Genomic DNA, 19,026 nt, shown 5'->3' on the forward strand with positions numbered 1-19,026 from the left:
GGCAATGGCGACTACCGTGAAGTCGAAAACATTCCACGGGTCACGGAAGTAATTGAAACGATGCACAACGAGACGCAAGGCGATTTCGACGACAAAGACGGCGAGGATTGCCCGGTCGGCGGCGATCAGCCAGGGGCCCCAATCGGCCATCAGAGAAGGGCTGGTTTCCAGCCCGAGAATCACCGCATTGAGCAGAATCAGCGCGATCAGGCTACGCTGGACGAGCGGCGTTTCGAGCCAGGTTGCGAGGCCGGGGAAGTTGCGCTGGGTGTATGACATCTTGTTTTCCATGATTATTGCTCTGCGCTTCTAGGCGTCGGGCCGTGTTGCTGAGCGTCGCTGGCGTGCCTCATTGCGCAGCGAGAGGGCAATCGACGTGGCAATGATCGCCGCAACCACACCAAGCGAGAACAGCACCGGGATCTTGAACAGGTCGATCAGCAACATCTTGACGCCGATGAACATCAGCACGATGGCCAGGCCATACTTGAGCAGCGAAAAGCGATCCCCCATGTCGGCGAGCAGGAAGTACATCGCGCGCAGGCCGAGGATGGCGAAAATGTTCGACGTCAGAACGATGAAGGGATCCGTGGTGATGGCAAAGATCGCCGGGATCGAGTCGACGGCGAAGATCAGGTCGGATATCTCGACCAGTATCAGCACCAGGAACAGCGGCGTCGCGTAGCGTACCCATTTCCCGGCCTCTTCCTTCATGACGAAGAAGCGCTCGCCGTGCAGTTCCTGGGTCACTTTCATGTGCCGGCGCAGCCAGTTGATCGCCGGGTTGTTGTTGAGGTCGGGCTTCTCGTCGGCGAACCACCACATCTTGATGCCGGTAATCAGCAGGAAGGCGCCGAAGACATAGAGCAGCCAGTGAAACTGGGCGATCAGCCAGACGCCGGCGAAGATCATGAGCGTGCGCATGACAATGGCGCCGAGGACGCCGAGAATCAGCACGCGCTTCTGCATCTCGAGCGGGATGGCGAAGAAACTGAAGAGAATCATCCAGACGAAGACATTATCGACCGCCAGCGATTTTTCGATCAGGTAGCCGGTGATGTATTCGAGCGCTTTCTGGTTGGCGAACTCGCGGCCCATTTCGCCATCGAGATACCACCACAGTGCACCGGCGAAAGCAAACGAAACGCCGACCCAGATTCCGGACCAGGTCGCAGCTTCCCTGAACGAGACCCGATGCTCCTTGCCGCCGCCGACCACGAAAAGGTCGATCGCCAGCATGATAACGACGATGGAGAAGAATCCCGCCCACATCCACCACGTACCGATTGTTTCCATTTAAAAATGCTCCCTGACAGAACGAAAAATGCATTGACTGCCGGCCAACCCGACAAATCAAAACGGCCCTTGTCCAGCGAGGACTGAGGGCCGTTCGGTGTTCTGACAAGGGAACCTCAGCCAACGCGGCAAAGGTCTTGCTCGCGGCTGTCTTGCGACAACCGCCCGGGGCGCCGGGAAACCCTGAAAACACAGGAATTTCCGTATTGACGACGCCACGGCGAAGAGCTACTCCCCCTTGGGACGGAATCACTTTAATAAACCTGAACGAATTAGTCAACTATACAGTGATGGCCGGCATGAAGGAATGATGACCGGAAGCCAATGTCCGCAAACGATCCTCAAATCACCCCTCGCCCGTTGCGAGATGGGTTAGGGGGAGGGAAACGGGCATGGCTTGTTTTACTCGGAGTGCATGACAAAGTCATACCCGCTAGGAGTTGGGTTTTAAGTTGGAAGCTCGTTCTCGATGCGACGTTTTAGTCAGCCAGTAGCCGATCGCCAGCGCCAGAGCGAGCGCTGCCGTTGCGTAAACATAGTCCGGGCTTACCTCCTTGTAATCGAGAATGATGATCTTTCGCAGAACCGCCATGTAGGCTGTCGCCAACACGATGTCTATATGCAATGCGTCTTCTTGGAGGTAACTGACGATATTCACAAATACTTCTATCGCAATCAATACAGCCATGAACGCCCCGAAGACGGCGAGAATGTCACTGATCTCAAGCAGGTAGTAAGGGTGTTTACTGACGCGGCTATAAAGTACATAAACAACGTCGGCCACACCCCACCAGATCACCATCACCATCAGCACGGCCAGTACCCGGGCGGCGTGGCGGATGCTAGCGCGCAGGCGACGGACAAGGGGTTCGTCGAAAACGTCTTGCTGTGTCGGCTTGAAGCCTGTTTCATTGTCTTTCATTCTTTCATCCTCTGAAAACCTTCAATTCAGGATGGGCAAGTTATCTGCCCAACCCATTGCTGATCAGTGTTTAATCCTGGGCAGCAATGGCAATAGCTCGCGCGATTTATCCAGTAACGGCAGCGATGCGGCAAGCGCTATTGCAAGATCCCAGTCTTTCAACGCAAGGTCTAAGGTATCGAACAGTGTGCACCGGAATCCAATGCACTATCAGAACATGCAGAGCCAGCACGGCAGTCAGGTCATGCCAGCGTTTGCCAATGGCGAAGGAGGGGGCATTGAAGGCGTTGCCTTGAACTGCGCGGGACTTGAAGTCGAAAAAACTGAAACAGAAACAAGATTGTGAAGCCAATGTCAGCGCGTAGTGCTGGCCCTGCTCAGCAAAATCATTCTCAAACTTGAACAGTGCAACGAACATCATCGTATCACCATAAAGATCGCAAAGGAACTTCTCGAACCACAGCCGGGAAGAGGGCACCAAGCGAAGCGCATAGCACCAAACACTGATGGCACTTCTCAGGCAAGTCACCGTCGTCGACCAGTCGGACGAAGATCTCGTTGTCCAGCAGGCCGATGTCTCCTGCGAACTGGCACCTCAGCCCATGCAGGGCAACGTGCTGGGCGTGGCTAGCGTTGGGGCCAGAGCAACCAGATGCTTGTGGAGTGTGGCCAGCAGGTCTGCGGTAGTGCGCTTGGCCTGTTCGTGATCGAACTAAAACGGTGTTATCGAATTGGCGAAGGCGATGCCGTAGCCATCCTTCTTGAAGCGATTTCCACAGGTGTCCCCGACTTCCTTCAAGCCGGTGTTTCCGAAGGGGCGAAAAAGATGGTCGCGTAAGAGTTGCGCCAAGCACTTTTTTGTCGTGCTTGAGGTGGCCGACGCATCCGTCGACGAAAGCTTGCATTCGGGGTTCAAGGCCAATCATTCCGGCTGGTCATCGTTGGGAGAGAATGGGAGCCAAGGGGATCGAATGCTTTAGCCAAAGCACTATAATGCTACGAATTTTCTGCCCACAGGCAACACTGAGACCTGCTCGATTGAACCTTGGCCTGCCCTGGAATGTCATTAAGGCGATCTTGTCAGATGATGAACGAGAGTTCGTACCATTAATGTGCAATACCAACTGAGCCAATTACCATGACACCTTTGCTTTTCTTCATTCTCGGTCTTCTGGCACTGGTAGCGGGCGCCGAACTGCTGGTGCGAGGTGCTTCGAAGCTCGCGCTGTCTTTTGGCATTTCGCCGCTGGTTGTCGGGCTGACGGTGGTCGCCTTCGGCACCAGTGCGCCGGAACTGGCGGTTTCGGTGCAATCGGCCTGGAGCGGCCAGGTAGACATCGCTTTGGGTAACGTGGTGGGCAGCAACATCTTCAATGTGCTGTTCATCCTCGGCGTATCCGCCCTGATCACGCCGCTGCTGGTCGCCAGCCAGCTGATCCGGCAAGAAGTGCCGATCATGATCGGTGCGTCCTTGTTGTTGTTCGCGCTGGCTTGGGACGGAGGCATTTCGCGCTTCGACGGGGCGCTGCTCTTCGCCCTGCTTTTGGCCTATACAGTTTTCCTCATCCGCCAGAGCCGCAGGGAGAGCCAGTCCATCAAGGCCGAATACGCGCAGCAGATCGGCGAGGTCAAGACTGACAAGGGTCAGCACTGGGGCGTACAGGTGGCGCTGATTGCTGCTGGTCTTGCGTTGCTGGTGTTGGGCGCGGACTGGCTCGTTGGTGCGGCGATCACCTTCGCCAAGCAACTCGGCGTGAGTGAGTTGGTGATCGGACTCACCATCGTCGCGGCTGGTACCTCGATGCCGGAAGTGGCCACCTCGCTCGTCGCCGCCTTGCGTGGCGAGCGCGACATCGCGGTGGGTAACGTGGTGGGCAGCAACACGTTCAACATCCTCGGCGTGCTTGGGCTGTCGGGTCTGGTGGCACCTGAAAGCCTGGCCGTGCCGCAGTCCATGTTGAGTTTCGATTTGCCTGTCATGATCGCTGTGGCGGGCGCATGCCTTCCGATCTTCTTTACCGGCCATCTGATTGCGCGCTGGGAGGGAGCTGTGTTCCTCGCTTATTACATGGCCTACACCGCCTATCTTGTGCTCGCCGTGCAGCGCCATGATCTGCTGGCCAGCTTCGGCTTCGTCATGACTACGGTGGTGCTGCCCCTGACGGCCCTCACCCTTCTGGTATTGGTGTGGCGTGAGTGGCGCACGCCGCGTAACGAGATGATCGACAAGAAATCATGAGTGTTATCCTGCTGGTGCGGCATTCTCTCAATGGCTCACCGCGCCTGAGTTTTATGCAGACCGGATTCTACTCTCTACGGGAATAACAAGGATTGATCCAAGAGGAGGAGTGTTAAATCCCATGCTCTTTACGTATGCACAAAGCAATTTGCTTCGAGCCCGAAGAGCCGCAGGCGCCTGGTCATGATAAATGCCCCCGCTACGAAGCAGAAGCGAGCAGGTAGAGAATGACGGTGATGCAGAGAAGGGCCATGCCTGCCGCGCTCCAACTCCTCAGGTAGTCTTCCATGCGCGACCAGCGTAGCGCGGAACCCAGACGCAGTAGAGCTCGAAGCGATGAGGCTGCTGTTACCTTCCAGAATACGATCAGGCGATCATTGGGTAGATTCCGACCGATCCGCGTCGCGTATGGGGCTGCCCAGGCGAGCAGCGCGAGCCAATCACCCGCTGGTATTCTGGGGTAGCCAATACCTCCATTCCTACCTGAACGTTCAAGCGCCACCCACGCCGCCATGATACCGAGGGCGAGAGGCCATAAGCCCGCCCAGATTTTGTCAATCTTCAGGGCTTCGTGGCCGCTGAAGTTAGCAATGGGCAGGACCCAGGCGACAAGGGCTACGGCGACGAGCAGCAATGCCCACGCAATCCACAGGCCATAACGCGAGTGACCCTGTGCGGAGGGCTTCGACCATAGCAGCCAGAGGAAGCGCGCCATCAGCAGTGTTGTGCCGATAGCGGCGAGTGGCAGCGCGATCTGCAGCAAGTCTGCCCAGGGCGCCGGGAGTGAAGTGAAGTCGGCCTTCAACGCCGTTTTCGCGATGGCCCCGCTGGTGAATGGCGCGCCGATGAGCGCCAATGCGGGCACCAACATGCCGACGAATAGCCACAAGCGCTGTGCCCGGGTTGCGGCATGGCTGGCCACGCCGACGCCGAGAAACAGCGCGCCTTTGGCCAGCGCGTGGTGCAACGCGTAAATCAGGATCGCCGTCAAGACGGTCGGCCACAGCGAGGGCACCATCAACACGACGCCGACAGCGATCGTGATCAACCCCATCTGACTGATACTCGAATAGGCAAGCACGGTTTTGGGATTCGTTTGTGTTACACCGACCAGTGCGCCGAAAAATGCTGCTGCCAGCCCTGCACCCATGACGAGTGCGCCCCATTGCGGAAACGCTTCCAGGCCTAGTGGGAGGAAACGAATCCAGCCGAGCAGACCGGCTTTAATCATCGCGCCGCTCAATACCGCGCTCGCGGGTACCGGTGCGGCAGGATGTGCCAGCGGCAGCCAGACGTGTAAGGGCAATGCACCGGCCTTGATGCCAAAGCCAAGAAGCAGCAAGGCCAGCGTCACGTCGCTCATCGGCTCGGCGATGGCGTCGCGCAGCAGAATGGAGTTGGCGTTCGTTGCCATCGTCACCATCGCTGCAAAGAGCATCAATTCACCGAGCACGACGAGGCAGAGATAAATGCGGCCGGCGCGGAGCGATTCGTTTTCGCCATTGTGAATGACCAGCACGTAGGACGAAAAACTCATCAGCGAAAAGAACACGTAAAACGTCACCAGGTCCTGCGCGAGAATCAGCCCGAAGTTGCCGGCCATGGCCAGCAGGTAAAAAGCGAAAAAGCGCGAGCGCTTCGGGTCATCGACCAGATAAGTTTGCGCAAACAGACCTGACAACAGCCACAGCGTGGAGGTAAACAGAAGATAGATGTAGCCAGTCTGGTCGAAGCCCAGGTGGCTACCCAGGAAGAGCCAGGAAAAAGAAGCTGCGGCGCCCTGAGGCACCACAAACATGACGAGGAGTGCCGGCAAGGCCGCCCACGGTGCCAGCCGCAGCAAGCATGAACGCCAGCCGCGTTGCGCCATTCCTGCTGCCAGCAGGAGTGGCAGAGCGATGGCGCCAAGCAGGAGAGCGGCATTGAAGTCAGGAAAGTTCATTTGCCGTATTCGATTTCGGTGATGTACCGCACCCAGTCGAGCGGACTAAACGGCGCGTTGGCCAGCACGCCTACCGCCACCACCAGCGCTGCCGTAGCCAGCGGCGGGGCCAGCAGCATCCAGTGGCCTTCCCCGGCGCCGTGCGCATGATCGGCAGGCCATGGATCCTGCCGTTGCTTGAACCAGGCAGCATGCAGAATGGGCAGGAAGTAGGCGGCATTGAGCGCGCTACTGGCGGCGAGAACAACCACCGCCCAATAACTGTCTGAGCTCACCGCGCCAAGGCCGATGTACCATTTGCTGATAAACCCGGCGAACGGAGGCACGCCGATCATGCCCAGCGCGGCGATGGTAAACGCCGTCATGCTCCAAGGCATCCTCAGGCCGAGCCCTGTCATCTCGCTGACTTTGTGCACACCGAGGGTGTGAGCGAATATTCCGGCGCAGAAGAACAGGGTGATTTTCATGATGCCCTGATGAACGAGATGCGTGAGGCCGCCAATCGTCGAAAGATACCCGAACAGCGCCGTGCCAAGCGCGATGTAGGACACCTGGCTGACGGTGGAAAAGGCCAGCCGTCGCTTGAGGTCATCCTGAAACAAGGCGCGTACGGAGCCATAAATAATGGTGAATGCCGCGACGCCGGCCAGCGGTGCGAGCACGCCGAGGTCTTGCGCCGTGTGCACGCCGTAGAGGTCATACACCACGCGCACGATGCCGAAGGCACCGGCCTTCACCACCGCCACCGCATGTAACAGCGCGCTGACCGGCGCGGGAGCGACCATCGCTTGGGGTAGCCAGCCGTGCAGCGGGAACAGTGCGGCCTTCACGCCAAGCCCGGTAATGAGCAGCGCGAAGATGGCGATCAACTCGCTCCGGTGTTGCGTCGCAACCTGCGCCAGTGCTCCGCCGAGCGAGAACTCTAGCGGGCCCGCCAGCGTGTGCAACCAGACTGTAGCCAGGAGCAATAGCGCGCCACCACTCAATGTGTAGATGAGATAAGTGCGCCCGGCCCGCAGCGACTGTTCCGTTCCGCGATGCACGACAAGAGGGTAGGTGGACAGTGTTAGAAGTTCGTAGAAGATGAGGAAGGTAATCAGGTTGCCGGCCAGCGCGACGCCGGTTGTGGCGCTGACGCAGATGCTGAAGAATCCGAAGAAGCGACTGCGGTGCGGCTCACCTTCCAGATAGCCGACAGCATAGAGCGTGGTGACCAGCCAGAGCACCGACGACAGCGTGGCGAAAAGTGCGGACATGGCGTCGGCGCGTAACACCAGGTCGAGACCGGGCAACAGTTCGAGCCGTGACTCATAGACGTGATTGGACTGCACGCCGGCAATCATCACGCCGACGAGAATCACTTTCAGCAGCGCACCAAAGAGATTGAGCAGCGTACGCAGGCGGTGCGCTTCCTCCTTGAGAAAGAAAATGATCAGCCCGGTCACAAAGGAGCTGAGCAGAATGAAAACCAGCAGCCAGTGGTCGAGATTCATGTTTGACCTGGTGCATGAATTGACGCGGGCGCACCGGTGCGCAGCAATTCCACCGGGCGGGCGGCCATCAGTCCCAGCAGCACGGCCAGCAGCGACAGTGCAAGCGCTGACCATTCCATCGTGCGCGGCACGCGATGCAAGGGGCGCGCTACCTCAACTTGCGTGAAGGCATGCCAGAGTACGCGCAACACATAAGCCACCGCGAGCAGGCTGCCGGCCAGGATGAGCGTTGCCCAACCCCACTCTCCGCTGCCGATGGCCGCCTGTAACAACATCCATTTTGCGATGAATCCACCGCTCGGCGGCAAACCGATGAGGCTGATGCCGGCCAGGGCAAATGCCGCCACCGATAGCGGTAGCGCCTGCGTGATACCGTCCAGGTCGGCAATGCGGTCGTGCCCAGCCGCATGGGCGATGTTGCCCGCAGCCAGGAACATGGCCGTCTTCGCGCAGGCATGAGCCAGCACGAAGTAAACGCAAGCGCTCCAGGCAGTCAACGCCGAGCCGGCATTCTGCGTGAGCGGAAAGACCAGCATCAGGTAGCCGAGCTGCGCAACGGTGGAATAAGCGACGAGCAGCTTGAGTCGAGGCTGATGCAGTGCTTGCGCCGAACCCCACAGAATCGCCCCGGCACCGAGCAGACCAAGGAAGGTCGCCGTAGCGGGAGTCACTACCGCGCTGAACAGTTCGAACCAGAGCCGCAGGAGGATGTAGAACGAGGCCTTGACCACCAGCGCGGAGAGCAGCGCGCTCACCGGCGTAGGCGCGTTGGCATGTGCCGGGGGCAGCCAGAAATGCAGCGGGAACACCGCGCCCTTGATCAACAGTCCAGCCGCCATCAAGGCCAGTGCCGACCAGGCCAGCGGGCCGGGCTGCACCTTCCCGGCTAATGCTGTCAGATCCACAGTGGCATAAGCCGCGTAAAGAATGGCCACGCCAAACAGGAAAAAGAGCGAACCCGACAAGCTCACCAGCAAATAGCGCATTGCCGCGACAACAGCGGCGCGTTTGCCCGCAAGCGCTGCCAGCGAGACGGCAGCGAAGCCAAGCAATTCCAGCGTGACGTAAAGATGGAAAATATCCGCTGCGAGAAAAAGCCCGTTCAGACCCGCCAGCAGAAACATCCAGAGCGGCCAGAAATAGGCGCGCTGGTGAGCCTGGGCGGCGTGCTTATCCGCCGCGTCCGTATCTGAAAAGTAGCAGGCCGCATAGACGCTCACTGCCACAGCGATGACTGCGCTCATCACCAGCATCAGGACACTCAAGCCATCCGCACGCAAGTCGATACCGAGTGGCACGCCCCAGCCCCCGACCGAGTAACGCAGGGGACCTGAGTGCATCACCTGCGCCGCCAGACCGGCCACCGCGATGGCGCTGCCGAGTGCCGACGCGATACCGATCCAGGGCGCAGCCCGCCGGAAAAGAAAGGTTAGGATTCCCGCGCTCAGCGGCAGCACAATACACCAGACGAGCCACGGGGCAGTGTTCCATAGTGTCATGCGCCAGACTCGTCATTTTCCGGCAGTACCATCCTGCCCGTCGTCGTCTGTACGCGGTGCGCCAATGCCAGCGCCAGGCCGGTCGCACACACGGAAACGACGATGCCGGTCAACACCATGGCTTGTGGAACTGGGTCGGCTACGGGCTCTGAGCGATACGCGATGGCGACGAGGAACAGAAAAACACCGGTGCCCATGACATTCAGTGCCAGAATTTTTCTCAGCAAGTGCGTGCGGGCGATGAGGGCGTAAAGGCCGATGGCGAACAGACCGACGCCAGCGAGCGCGTAGAGCAGGTAAGGTTCGAGAGTCATTTGGGCTGCACGCCATTTTCAGATGCACTGCTCGAATCTTCATCGCTGAGCGCTCGGCCGCCGACGAACAGAGCGGCCAGCGTCAGGGCGATGGAGATGAGCGCGGCGGATTCAATGAGCAGGATGAGCATGCCGGCGTGGGCGCGCGGGTATTCGAGCAGTTTGCCACCACCAGCCATCACGCCGACAGCGACCGCGATGAAGACGGACAAACCCAGCACCAGGCAAAAGCGGAGCCAAACCTCGTGCGACCAGATCGCGAAGTCTTGATTGGACAAACGCAACAAGACAAGAACGCCAGCCAGCACCGCACCCCCTTGAAACGCACCGCCAGGCGCGAAGGAGCCAATCCAAAGCAAGTAACCCGCGATGAGTATCATCAGCGGCAAAACAATTCTCATGAAAGAGAGCAAGACAGGACTCGCAGGCTCAAACGCCGCTGGCGGCTCCGCTTGCGCCAAGGACCAGACACCAATCACCGCGAGCAGGAGAACGGCGATCTCCAGCAGCGTGTCGTAACCGCGGTAGTTCAATACCGCCGCCGTGACGGGATTGAGGACGCCGCTGTTCGACAATTCGGCAAGCGCCGTTACGGCAAGACCGGAGGAATATTCCGGCAGCGAGCAGACGGCCCAACCGAGCGCGCCAGCCAACGTCAGCACGAACAGCATGATTATCAGCCGCAATGGAGTGAGCCGGGTGTCATCGGTGATTCCATCGGGAGCGTTCATGGTTCCCTTCCGATGTGCGGCTGAGCACTCCGCTCAAGGCGACGTAGGCGCGCCAGTCCCGACAGCAGCAGCGCACCGGTGATGCCGGAACCGACGGCCGCTTCCGCCAACGCGATGTCAGGCGCACGCAGCCGCATCCAGGCGAGGGCCATGAGCAAGCCAAACGCAATGAACAGCACGATGCCCTTGAACAAATCCGCTGCCGCCAAAGCGTGCCACGCCAGCCAGAGCAGCGCCAGCACCAACACCAGGTCGAACACCGTTTGCAGTGAGTTCATCATTTCGTCCAAGGTTTCTGCCCGTGGCGCAGCGCGGTGCGGGCGACAAGGAAGCACAAGGTTGCGCTGGCGCCCAGTACCAGTAGCCAGATCAGTACCAGCCGTGTCACGTCCGCCCACGAACTGGCCTGCACAGCCAGACCGGCGATGACCAGGCCGAGACCGAGATTGTCCGCTTTGGTCAGCGCGTGCAGGCGGGTGAAGAAATCCGGAAACCTGAGCAAGCCGACGGTTCCGGCCACAAAGAAGAACATCCCACCAAGAATCAGCACGGCGGATATCGATTCGCTAAGGTTCACTTCGATCCTCCCGGTTTGACCCAGGTTCGACCCAGCCGCGCAGTGCAAATGCGACGCCGACGACCGCCGCCAGGACCGCAAACACCAGAGCCAGATCAAGCAGGCGCGGAATGTCCATGGCAAAAGCGAACAAGAGCACTACAGCCACTCCGCTTGTACCGAACAGTTGCGCAGCCAGCATGCGGTCGCCTGGAGTTGGCCCGTTCAGGATGCGCACTAATCCCGCGACGATCATCAGCAGGAGCAGTACGCACATCGCGAGGTTGAATTCATTCATGCGCGTATGTCCTTTTCCGTGCCCAACGGGATGGAAAACAAGCCAGCCACCCGCTCTTCGAGGGTTTGCATGTCGGCGAAGGTCTCCGGGCCGGCATCCAGTACGTGAATGGTAACGACACCATTCGCCAAATCGGCAGAAAGCGTTCCGGGCAACAAGCTGTTCAGGTTGACCAGAAGCACCTGCGCCAATTCATCGCGCAAGCGCAGTGGATAATTGAGCATTGCCGGATTCAGCGGCATTGCCGGTGAGAGCGCGCGTTTGGCGACGTCCCAGCCACCACGAAAGGATTGGGCGACGAAGAATGTCGCAAGGCGCATTGCGCCGAGCAGGCTGTACCGTCGCGGCACCGGGCTGTGCAAGCGCAACGCTGCGGCGCTCGCCAAGGCCACAACAGGAATGCCGACCAGCCAGGAATGGAGGTCGCCGGGATTGATGGCTGTCCACAGCAGGCCAAGCGTGATTATCCATAGCAAAGCCTCGCCGGCAGTTTGCTTACGCGGCACAAGACTCGGTTGGTCAGTGGGTGTGCATGGCAATGACATGACTTCCAACTACTTTTTCAAGACAGGATTAGAAATTCTGTGGCGTAAATTGAGGGATGATGAGAAGTGTCCGCTCTGTTACATCAACGCGGTGTTGCTGGAGCCGCTTTGACTGTCATAGCACAAAATTGTTCTGCGATTTTACTTTGAGTCTCGGCCGTCTTCCTGCTTCCTCTGGCCGAGAGCTTGTGCTTGGGGAATATTTTTCCAACTGGGGCAAGATAAGGGATCGCCCGGCGATTGACCCTCGAATGATCTAGCGTGATAGCACACAATTAAATCATCACTTCAAGGCTGTGATAAGCGTCCCGTTTGAAATTATGGGCTCATCCGTTTGGGGTGAGCCGTGAGCTTGTCGAACGCTTGAAGATCAAACAAAACAGCTTGGTTTCCCGACCGAACGGCGTGTTCATGGCGGTGTCGCCAATCACATCACGGAACCCACGATGAGCATCCCGAAGGGTTGCCACGAAATGATTGTCTAAACCCGCTAGTAGCAGAGCAAGGGCGTTTTCCCAAAGCACGTTGGCGCGACCAACTGTTTCAGCATGAAGTCGGCAACATCGAGGCGCGAAATTTTTTCTGCCGTAACACCGGTCATGTTTTCAATCACCCGGTATTGTCCGGTTCGGGGCCCGTTGGTCAGGAATCCCGGACGCACAATCAGCCAGTCGGCATTGCTGGCTTTGATGATCGATTCCTGGCGGTCCTTGTCGGCGTAAATGGTTCCAAGAAAAAGCGGGTTGAGCAGCCGATCGTATAAACAGCCGCCATGGCCTTTGCTGTCACCGGCGCCGATACCGGTAACCGAGATCAGCTTTTGCCGTGAATCCCGCCCCATTGCCGCCAAGACACATTCAATTCCGCGCGAAAACACATTGACCGCCTGCAGGGTTGGCGCAACGCCGATGCAAACGCAAATCGCGTCCTGACCGGCGACAACAGCCGCAGTCGATGCCGGGTCAAGTATGTCGCCAGCTACGAGCTTCAGGCGCGAGTCGGTGATTTTCAGCCTGGCCGGGTTGCGCAGCAAAGCCGTGACGTCGTGGCCTTCAGCCAGGGCCAGTCTGAGCAGTTCATAACCAATTCCGCGAGAAGCGCCGATCACAGCAATTTTCATGGGGTCACCTGTTAGTTGGTCAATACCTGGCTACGACTTGAGCGCTTAAGACGGCTCCGCTCCGCTGGCCAGTCTATCAAAATACAGCAGACGGCTTGTGCTACGACAAGCCTGGTGGATTCTCCGGGACTTCACTCGGGCTCTCCATCTCGTCCAGCAGCTTGCGGCCGCGCGACTTCATGGCCGGCGTGCCGCGAACGGTGAGATCCCGCAAATGAACCCGTGCAGCAGGCCGCATTTCGGGCGCTTGTCTGGCAAGATCGGCAAGCGCCTGCATGGCAAAGGTTTTCACGATGCTGCTGGTGTCATTCAGGTAGTCCAGAAGAACTCCCAGCACCTGTTGTCGCTCATCTCGTGTCCACTCGATCCGGGGCAGCATCTGCGCCACGTGCCAGCGAACCTCCTTTTGATCGCTGCGGGAAATCCGCTCGACAAGCAGGTTTTTGTAAGGTAGCAGATGCTCGGGACGGCGTGCGCTGATTTTTTCAATGGCATCAGCCGAACGCATGCGAATAATCGGGCTTGCGGATAACAATCCGGAAAAGACAGCGTCAAACAAGCCGGGATCGGCAAGGACTTCCGCGACCACCTCGTTCGATCGACCGATCGAACGCCGGTCGCCACCATCAAGCTTGCTCAGGATTTCATGCATGGCATTTTCAGCCTTTCAGGCCGGGTCGGGCAGCGTAGCTGTAACCCGACGCCACCGACTCCCGATCCAGAATTCCTGAATTATTGCTTTTCCGCCTTGGGTAGTGGTGCAAACTCGATCGGCACCCAACTGTAACTTCCCTTGCCGTCCGCCCGCACATGACCGATTCCAGGAAAGGGCAAGTGCATGCCGGCGACCAGGGATTTGCTCGCCGCCATCGCTTTCATGATGCTGCGCCGGGTGGCAATCGCCTGTTTCTGGTCGATGTCGAACTCAATGGAAACGCCCGGCCGGGCAAACTGCACGGCGTGGGCATGCACCAGATCACCCCAGATCAGCAACTTCTGCCCTTCCGACTCGACGGCAAAGGCGGTATGGCCCGGCGTATGGCCGCTGGCCTTGACCGCCTGAATGCCCGGTACCAGTACGCTTCCCTCGCTGAAGGTGTCCCACTGTCCGCTGGCCAGATAAGGCGCCGCGCTGTCGCGCGCCATTTCGAAGAAAGGCTGAACTTCTGTCGGCGCGCCATCGGCGATCTTCTGCGACAGCCAGAAGTCGTTATCCGCCTGTGCCACCAGAATTCTGGCCTTCGGGAAAAGTGGCTGGCCGCTGGCATCATTCAGCCCCCCGACATGGTCGCCGTGCAGATGGGTGATGATGACCGCATCGACCTGCGCCGGCTCGTAGCCCGACGCTTTCATATTCTGCAGCACATAACCCAGCGCTGGGCCGAACAGTTTGGCGGCGCCGGTATCGACCAGCACCAGATGGCTACCGGTGTTGATCAGATAGGCGTTGACCGCCGTCTGCATCTTCGGATTGCCTACAAACAGACGGGACAGCAGCCCTTGCAGTTCAGCCGCGCTGGTGTTGCGCAGAAGTTTTGTGTCCAGCTCGATCGCGCCATCGTACAGGGCGGTAATCTCGAACTGGCCAAGCTGGGTGCGGTAGTAGCCGGGCACTTGCGTCTGGACCTGCGGTGCTTCGGCCTGGGCGAGAGGCGCGAGCAACATCAGGGCAGCGCCCGCCAGGGCCAAAATAAGCTGATTGAGTTTGGTCACGGGTAGAACTCCTTTTGGAAAAATGATGATGTGGATCAATGGCGGGCAACCTGGCGTGACGGTTCGCCTGGAGAAAAGCAGCTTCCTCGTTCGCTTCCTCGTTGAACCGTGTCGGGTGCGCCCCTTGCTCCCGGCATGAAGCATTTTACTTGCCATTTGGATTTTGAGTTGCTTCGGTATCACGACAGCGCCAGATTGACGATGCGACACCGGAAATTGTCCGGCCCTACCGGTGTGAGTGCAGGAAAATATCGCAGGCCTAACCGGGGCAACAAGGCAAACCGGCATTGACCAGTTTTCTTCCGTCAGAGATACTCCACTCATACTCCACTCATGCGGTTGAAATGCCTATCCTTAACAGAGTAGCATCAATGAAATTCAAGTCGGGGCGTTCGGACTTCAGGGAGTTTTCCCTTGACTGAGTCGTGACGCGCGGGAAGCTTGCCGCCATTTGGAGCACGTCATATAGATTGAAACTGTAAATGATGGCAGCGGTGCAGCCCGGTACATGCGAGCTCGTGAAGGGAAGAGAGTGTTCCTGTGATGAACTAGCCGAATGCCGGGGCCGCTATCAAGTGCGAGCCTCAGGAAAACTGCCCCTTCTGTGGCTCATCAGGTCGCGTTCTTTTTGAGGGTCTGACTGATCGAATCTTCTGTTGCGTGGAAGGAACCTGGCGGGAGATGGAATGTGCCAACAATGACTGTCAGTCGTTATGGATTGATCCGCGCCCGATTGAACAGGAGTTGTTCAAGGCCTATGCGAGCTATTACACACATGCAGCGGCCATTGACGATAACGCCCCCCACCCTTTCGGCCAACTGAAGCACCATGCGTTCAGGCTGGCCACCAGTGTCATCAAACACTTCTACGGTCAGAAAGCGGAACGCGCACAATTGAAGCTTCTTCACTTGCCTGCTGGTCAAGGAAGGCATCTTCTCGAAGTCGGATGCGGAGGAGGAGAACGCCTGCAGTTGCTCACGCGGCATGGCTGGGTAGTGGACGGGCAGGATGTTGACGAAAAGGCGGCCTCAAACGCCCGTAATAAGTATGGCGTGCCTGTCCACTGCGGAAAACTTGAGGACCTGTCGCTCCCTCCTTCGTCATTCGATGCCCTTGTGTTGAATCATGTCATCGAACATGTATCCGACCCGGCATCATTGCTGCGCAAATGCCATACCCTATTGAAGCCCGGCGGAATACTCGCGATGGCAACTTCGAACGCCGCCAGCTTCGGCCTTGCGACTTTTGGTGCCGCGTGGATGGCGCTGGACGTGCCGCGACATCTGCAACTTTTCAGCATGAAGTCGATGGAACAACTGGTGTCCCGCGCGGGATTCAAAGAGATACGCACATGGACCTCGGCAGCCAATGCTTCAAGGGTCGCCGCCGGAAGTCTCGCCATTCTTCGAAACGGCAGGTTCGCCGTTGACCTGGAGATTGGAGACGAGATCAGGTGGGAAGCCATGCGATTTCAACAGAAAGCCATCGCCCGGCTTCGGAAAGATCCGAACAGCGGAGACGATATTCTGATCCATGCGACGCGATGAGCTGAGTGCCGATTGAAATCCGCCAATGACAGGCCGGCTCTTCGTAACTTGTTTCCGGCAAAAAGCAGAACAACAAACGCAGATCCGCTCACCGCTCAACGATCGGCTACCCCGGTGCTGTCGGGGACGCTGCGGAACATGTCCGGCGTGAGCTCGTGTTTCTGCAGCAGGCGATAGAACTCGGTGCGGTTGCGTTCGGCGATGCGGGCGGCGTCGGCGACGCTGCCGTCGGTCAGCTTGAGGAGTTGCACCAGATAGTTGCGTTCGAAGCGCTGTTTCGCCTCGGCGTAGGACAAGGCCTCGATGCTCGGGACGCGCAGGGCGCGCTGGATGAGTGTCAGCGAGATGAGCGGCGTGGTGGCCAGCGCGCAGGATTGCTCGACCACGTTGTAGAGCTGGCGAACATTGCCCGGCCAGGCGGCGCTGGCCAGTACTTCGAGCGCTTCCGGGGCAATGCCGGTGATTCCTTTCTTGTATTTTCTGACCAGTTCCTGGACAAAATAGGCGGCCAGTAGCGGAATGTCCTCGCGCCGTTCGTCGAGGCGCGGCAGGGTCAGGGTGACGACGTCCAGGCGGTAGTAAAGATCCTCGCGAAACAGGCCTTCGGCCATGGCAGCTTCGAGGTCGCGGTGGGTGGCGGAAAGTACCCGCACATCGACCGGCTCGGCACGGGTGGCGCCGACCGGCCGCACGGCCCGATCCTGCAGCACGCGCAACAGCTTGACTTGCAGTGCCAGCGGCATGTCGCCGATTTCGTCGAGAAACAGCGTGCCTCCGTCGGCGGTCTGGAAGAGGCCGACGTGTGCGCCGGCGGCACCGGTGAACGCCCCGCGAGCGTGGCCAAAGAGTTCCGACTCGAGCAGTTGCTCGGGAATTGCCCCGCAGTTGATGGCCACGAATGGTGCCCTGGCGCGCGGGCTGGCGCGGTGGATGGCGCGCGCCAGGACCTCCTTTCCGGTTCCGCTTTCGCCGCGGATGAGGACGCTGGCGTCTGACGCGGCAACCACCCGGGCTTCCTCCATCACTTCCGCCATGCAACTGCTGCGGAAGACGATTCCCTCGCGCCAGGCTTCGCCATTCCCCGTTTCCCGCCCGGCACTTAGCGGGGAGAGTTGCAGCGCCTGCTCAATCTTCTCAAGCAGGATCTTGCTCTCGAAAGGCTTGGTCAGATAGCCGAAGACGCCGCGTGACATGGCCTGCACCGCGTCGGGAATCGTTCCGTGCGCGGTCAGCAGGATCACCGGCAGGGTCGGCCGGGTCGAGCGGATTTCATCGAACAGGGCCAGTCCATCCTTGCCGGGCAGGCGGATATCGCTGAGCACCAGTTGCGGCGCTTCGACGGCAATACGCGCCAGGCCTTCCTCGGCGGAGGCCGCCGTCGACACCCGGAACCCCCAGGAATTCAGGCGCATCGACAGCAGGCGCAGCAAATCGAGGTCATCGTCGATGACCAGGACGTGAGCGGCGTCGGACTTCAGACCGGGTTTGAGCGCAGGTTTCATCGCGGTGCTCCGGGCAGGTTCTCGCCGGCGGTCGGGCGCACCGGCAGCGAGCGTTCGATATCGGCCAGGGCATCGAGCTTCTCCTGAAGTTCGACGTTACGGCGCTGGATTTCCTTCAACTGCTGGACAAGTTTTTCGTTCTGCATTTCGAGTTTCAGCCGCTCCTGGTATTGACTGGCCAGTGTTCGCGCCAGCGGATGCAGGCTGGCCGCCGCCCGGTCGCTGGATTTCAGCACGGTTTCTAGCAATGCCAACGCCCGGTAGAGATCCATCGGGCCGCGCACCTGACCCAATAGCATGGCCAGGCGAACCTGGATCGCAGGGCTTGGTGGTAAAGCAGCAAGCACATTGCGTTCCCGCACCAGTTCCTGCGCTGACATGCGATGCAGGCGCTGGAAGTAGGACAGCAGCGGCAACATCGCACTCGCATCGACCTCGGCCTCGACTGCCGGTGCTGCCGGTGGTGGCGGCACATCCGGTGCCGGCGGGGTGGCGCAGGCGGCGAGCAGGACGGCGGCAGGCAGCCCCGGCCAGGCACTGCGCATTCGATACCACTTCATGGATTCATCCCGAGCAGGAGCCGCTGAAAAAGTGTTAATTCGTCATTCCGGTAAAAGCCGGAATCCAGAAAAGTCAAGGCACTGAACACCTGCGTCTGCCCCGAAGGAAACATTCCTGGGGTGCGCCGGGGTGACGGATTATTCAGCGTTTCGCGAAAAACGAAAACGTCGCCACCAGGGCGCCAGGGCGCAGCGGCGACAGCAAAACAAAATCTACGACTCACAGGGTACCTCAATGCGAAAATTTGCCCCCTTCGCGTTCCAGTTGCCGGGCACCAGCAGCACGCGCCCACCCATTGCCGTCATCAGTTCACGGACAATCGACAAGCCGACGCCGCTGCCTTGACGTGGCGTCGGAGAAGCACGTCCTCCCTGGACAAAGGGCTCGAAAATACGCTCGGCATCCTCTGCCGCAATGCCCGGCCCCTGGTCGATGCAGGCGATGCGCAGGATGTTGTCAGCGACCTCGGCCTGCAGCCGGATGACCCCGCCTTCCGGGCTGAAATCGATGGCGTTGGATAGCAGGTTATCGAGTGCCACCAGCAGCTTTTCTCCGTCGAGTGTGCGCGTGATAGCCGGGGCATCGGCGAGAACGCTCAGTTGGCGCGCCTGAATCTGCAACTCCCGTCCCTGCACCACGTCGGCCAGGAGTTTTCTCAATGGCAGCGGCCGATAGCACAGGCGGCGCGCCTCGAAGGCCGCGGCATTGAGCCGGAGCAGGCTTTCTATATGTCGCTGCAAGGCCATC

22 protein-coding genes are annotated in these 19,026 nt (G+C 59.2%); 4 read left to right on the forward strand and 18 right to left on the reverse strand.

The window, feature by feature from the left end; translation table 11 throughout:
• From JNM42_RS00640 to JNM42_RS00650, 3 genes are all read right to left on the reverse strand, one after another.
• Nucleotides 1-291: ion transporter (locus JNM42_RS00640; RefSeq protein ID WP_294264585.1), on the reverse strand; the 291-nt coding region annotated here is incomplete at its 3' end.
• An 18-nt stretch (nucleotides 292-309) separates the two neighbouring features.
• The gene (locus tag JNM42_RS00645; RefSeq protein ID WP_294264588.1) at nucleotides 310-1,296 is read right to left on the reverse strand and encodes a TerC family protein; all 987 of its coding nucleotides are present in this window, start codon (nucleotides 1,294-1,296) and stop codon (nucleotides 310-312) included.
• Between the two features lie 433 nt (nucleotides 1,297-1,729).
• A complete protein-coding gene (locus JNM42_RS00650) occupies nucleotides 1,730-2,218 on the reverse strand; it encodes a phosphate-starvation-inducible PsiE family protein (protein WP_294264590.1) in 489 nt (162 codons plus the stop codon).
• On the opposite strand from JNM42_RS00650, the gene JNM42_RS00655 reads away from it, so the two are divergent.
• From JNM42_RS00655 to JNM42_RS00665, 3 genes are all read left to right on the forward strand, one after another.
• A complete protein-coding gene (locus JNM42_RS00655; protein ID WP_294264592.1) occupies nucleotides 2,208-2,564 on the forward strand; it encodes a hypothetical protein in 357 nt (118 codons plus the stop codon). The genes JNM42_RS00650 and JNM42_RS00655 overlap by 11 nt on opposite strands.
• 160 nt (nucleotides 2,565-2,724) lie before the next feature.
• On the forward strand, nucleotides 2,725-2,925 hold the full coding sequence (locus JNM42_RS00660) for a hypothetical protein (protein WP_294264594.1): 201 nt from the start codon (nucleotides 2,725-2,727) through the stop codon (nucleotides 2,923-2,925).
• 431 nt (nucleotides 2,926-3,356) lie between these two features.
• Nucleotides 3,357-4,457 (forward strand): calcium/sodium antiporter, encoded by a 1,101-nt coding sequence (locus JNM42_RS00665; protein ID WP_294264599.1) that lies wholly within the window; start codon nucleotides 3,357-3,359, stop codon nucleotides 4,455-4,457.
• Nucleotides 4,458-4,656: 199 nt separating this feature from the next.
• On the opposite strand, the gene JNM42_RS00670 is transcribed toward JNM42_RS00665, so the two are convergent.
• From JNM42_RS00670 to JNM42_RS00725, 12 genes are all read right to left on the reverse strand, one after another.
• On the reverse strand, nucleotides 4,657-6,399 hold the full coding sequence (locus JNM42_RS00670; RefSeq protein ID WP_294264602.1) for a proton-conducting transporter membrane subunit: 1,743 nt from the start codon (nucleotides 6,397-6,399) through the stop codon (nucleotides 4,657-4,659).
• Nucleotides 6,396-7,892, reverse strand: a complete 1,497-nt coding sequence (locus tag JNM42_RS00675; RefSeq protein WP_294264605.1) for a proton-conducting transporter membrane subunit — start codon at nucleotides 7,890-7,892, stop codon at nucleotides 6,396-6,398. Before JNM42_RS00675 ends, JNM42_RS00670 begins: the two co-directional genes overlap by 4 nt.
• A complete protein-coding gene (locus JNM42_RS00680; RefSeq protein ID WP_294264608.1) occupies nucleotides 7,889-9,391 on the reverse strand; it encodes a proton-conducting transporter membrane subunit in 1,503 nt (500 codons plus the stop codon). The genes JNM42_RS00675 and JNM42_RS00680 overlap by 4 nt, the downstream gene beginning before the upstream one ends.
• Nucleotides 9,388-9,705, reverse strand: a complete 318-nt coding sequence (locus JNM42_RS00685; protein WP_294264611.1) for a cation:proton antiporter subunit C — start codon at nucleotides 9,703-9,705, stop codon at nucleotides 9,388-9,390. The genes JNM42_RS00680 and JNM42_RS00685 overlap by 4 nt, the downstream gene beginning before the upstream one ends.
• Complete coding sequence (locus tag JNM42_RS00690) at nucleotides 9,702-10,436, reverse strand: MnhB domain-containing protein (RefSeq protein ID WP_294264614.1); 735 nt, start codon at nucleotides 10,434-10,436, stop codon at nucleotides 9,702-9,704. The genes JNM42_RS00685 and JNM42_RS00690 overlap by 4 nt, the downstream gene beginning before the upstream one ends.
• On the reverse strand, nucleotides 10,433-10,717 hold the full coding sequence (locus JNM42_RS00695) for a hydrogenase subunit MbhD domain-containing protein (RefSeq protein ID WP_294264616.1): 285 nt from the start codon (nucleotides 10,715-10,717) through the stop codon (nucleotides 10,433-10,435). Before JNM42_RS00695 ends, JNM42_RS00690 begins: the two co-directional genes overlap by 4 nt.
• A complete protein-coding gene (locus JNM42_RS00700) occupies nucleotides 10,714-11,013 on the reverse strand; it encodes a monovalent cation/H(+) antiporter subunit G (protein ID WP_294264619.1) in 300 nt (99 codons plus the stop codon). The genes JNM42_RS00695 and JNM42_RS00700 overlap by 4 nt, the downstream gene beginning before the upstream one ends.
• The gene (locus JNM42_RS00705) at nucleotides 11,003-11,290 is read right to left on the reverse strand and encodes a monovalent cation/H+ antiporter complex subunit F (RefSeq protein WP_294264622.1); all 288 of its coding nucleotides are present in this window, start codon (nucleotides 11,288-11,290) and stop codon (nucleotides 11,003-11,005) included. Before JNM42_RS00705 ends, JNM42_RS00700 begins: the two co-directional genes overlap by 11 nt.
• A complete protein-coding gene (locus tag JNM42_RS00710; protein ID WP_294264625.1) occupies nucleotides 11,287-11,796 on the reverse strand; it encodes a Na+/H+ antiporter subunit E in 510 nt (169 codons plus the stop codon). The genes JNM42_RS00705 and JNM42_RS00710 overlap by 4 nt, the downstream gene beginning before the upstream one ends.
• A gap of 529 nt (nucleotides 11,797-12,325) precedes the next feature.
• Nucleotides 12,326-12,955 (reverse strand): NAD(P)-dependent oxidoreductase, encoded by a 630-nt coding sequence (locus tag JNM42_RS00715; protein ID WP_294264629.1) that lies wholly within the window; start codon nucleotides 12,953-12,955, stop codon nucleotides 12,326-12,328.
• A 100-nt stretch (nucleotides 12,956-13,055) separates the two neighbouring features.
• Nucleotides 13,056-13,607 carry a hypothetical protein gene (locus tag JNM42_RS00720; RefSeq protein ID WP_294264631.1) on the reverse strand — a complete coding sequence of 184 codons (552 nt, stop codon included), beginning with the start codon at nucleotides 13,605-13,607 and terminating at the stop codon, nucleotides 13,056-13,058.
• A gap of 80 nt (nucleotides 13,608-13,687) precedes the next feature.
• On the reverse strand, nucleotides 13,688-14,668 hold the full coding sequence (locus JNM42_RS00725; RefSeq protein ID WP_294264634.1) for an MBL fold metallo-hydrolase: 981 nt from the start codon (nucleotides 14,666-14,668) through the stop codon (nucleotides 13,688-13,690).
• Between the two features lie 681 nt (nucleotides 14,669-15,349).
• Here JNM42_RS00725 and JNM42_RS00730 point away from each other — a divergent pair.
• Complete coding sequence (locus JNM42_RS00730) at nucleotides 15,350-16,216, forward strand: class I SAM-dependent methyltransferase (RefSeq protein WP_294264636.1); 867 nt, start codon at nucleotides 15,350-15,352, stop codon at nucleotides 16,214-16,216.
• Between the two features lie 95 nt (nucleotides 16,217-16,311).
• Here the strand turns inward: JNM42_RS00730 and JNM42_RS00735 are convergent, their stop codons facing one another.
• The 3 genes from JNM42_RS00735 to JNM42_RS00745 form a co-directional block, all read right to left on the reverse strand.
• Nucleotides 16,312-17,718 (reverse strand): sigma 54-interacting transcriptional regulator, encoded by a 1,407-nt coding sequence (locus tag JNM42_RS00735; RefSeq protein WP_294264638.1) that lies wholly within the window; start codon nucleotides 17,716-17,718, stop codon nucleotides 16,312-16,314.
• Nucleotides 17,715-18,278 carry a permease gene (locus JNM42_RS00740; protein ID WP_294264640.1) on the reverse strand — a complete coding sequence of 188 codons (564 nt, stop codon included), beginning with the start codon at nucleotides 18,276-18,278 and terminating at the stop codon, nucleotides 17,715-17,717. The genes JNM42_RS00735 and JNM42_RS00740 overlap by 4 nt, the downstream gene beginning before the upstream one ends.
• A 213-nt stretch (nucleotides 18,279-18,491) precedes the next feature.
• Nucleotides 18,492-19,026: ATP-binding protein (locus tag JNM42_RS00745; protein ID WP_294264643.1), on the reverse strand; the 535-nt coding region annotated here is incomplete at its 5' end.

This window comes from Propionivibrio sp., from assembly GCF_016790145.1.
Classification (GTDB): Bacteria; Pseudomonadota; Gammaproteobacteria; order Burkholderiales; family Rhodocyclaceae; genus Propionivibrio.

What these genes read in the sequence shown, in the direction of transcription:
- JNM42_RS00685 (WP_294264611.1), bottom strand. Translation starts at nt 9,705, where the DNA reads ATGACTCTCGAACCTTACCTGCTCTACGCGCTCGCTGGCGTCGGTCTG.
- JNM42_RS00735 (WP_294264638.1), bottom strand. Translation starts at nt 17,718, where the DNA reads ATGAAACCTGCGCTCAAACCCGGTCTGAAGTCCGACGCCGCTCACGTC.
- JNM42_RS00660 (WP_294264594.1), top strand. Translation starts at nt 2,725, where the DNA reads ATGGCACTTCTCAGGCAAGTCACCGTCGTCGACCAGTCGGACGAAGAT.
- JNM42_RS00670 (WP_294264602.1), bottom strand. Translation starts at nt 6,399, where the DNA reads ATGAACTTTCCTGACTTCAATGCCGCTCTCCTGCTTGGCGCCATCGCT.
- JNM42_RS00705 (WP_294264622.1), bottom strand. Translation starts at nt 11,290, where the DNA reads ATGAATGAATTCAACCTCGCGATGTGCGTACTGCTCCTGCTGATGATC.
- JNM42_RS00740 (WP_294264640.1), bottom strand. Translation starts at nt 18,278, where the DNA reads ATGAAGTGGTATCGAATGCGCAGTGCCTGGCCGGGGCTGCCTGCCGCC.
- JNM42_RS00645 (WP_294264588.1), bottom strand. Translation starts at nt 1,296, where the DNA reads ATGGAAACAATCGGTACGTGGTGGATGTGGGCGGGATTCTTCTCCATC.
- JNM42_RS00695 (WP_294264616.1), bottom strand. Translation starts at nt 10,717, where the DNA reads ATGATGAACTCACTGCAAACGGTGTTCGACCTGGTGTTGGTGCTGGCG.
- JNM42_RS00650 (WP_294264590.1), bottom strand. Translation starts at nt 2,218, where the DNA reads ATGAAAGACAATGAAACAGGCTTCAAGCCGACACAGCAAGACGTTTTC.
- JNM42_RS00665 (WP_294264599.1), top strand. Translation starts at nt 3,357, where the DNA reads ATGACACCTTTGCTTTTCTTCATTCTCGGTCTTCTGGCACTGGTAGCG.
- JNM42_RS00680 (WP_294264608.1), bottom strand. Translation starts at nt 9,391, where the DNA reads ATGACACTATGGAACACTGCCCCGTGGCTCGTCTGGTGTATTGTGCTG.
- JNM42_RS00720 (WP_294264631.1), bottom strand. Translation starts at nt 13,607, where the DNA reads ATGCATGAAATCCTGAGCAAGCTTGATGGTGGCGACCGGCGTTCGATC.
- JNM42_RS00715 (WP_294264629.1), bottom strand. Translation starts at nt 12,955, where the DNA reads ATGAAAATTGCTGTGATCGGCGCTTCTCGCGGAATTGGTTATGAACTG.
- JNM42_RS00675 (WP_294264605.1), bottom strand. Translation starts at nt 7,892, where the DNA reads ATGAATCTCGACCACTGGCTGCTGGTTTTCATTCTGCTCAGCTCCTTT.
- JNM42_RS00690 (WP_294264614.1), bottom strand. Translation starts at nt 10,436, where the DNA reads ATGAACGCTCCCGATGGAATCACCGATGACACCCGGCTCACTCCATTG.
- JNM42_RS00730 (WP_294264636.1), top strand. Translation starts at nt 15,350, where the DNA reads ATGGAATGTGCCAACAATGACTGTCAGTCGTTATGGATTGATCCGCGC.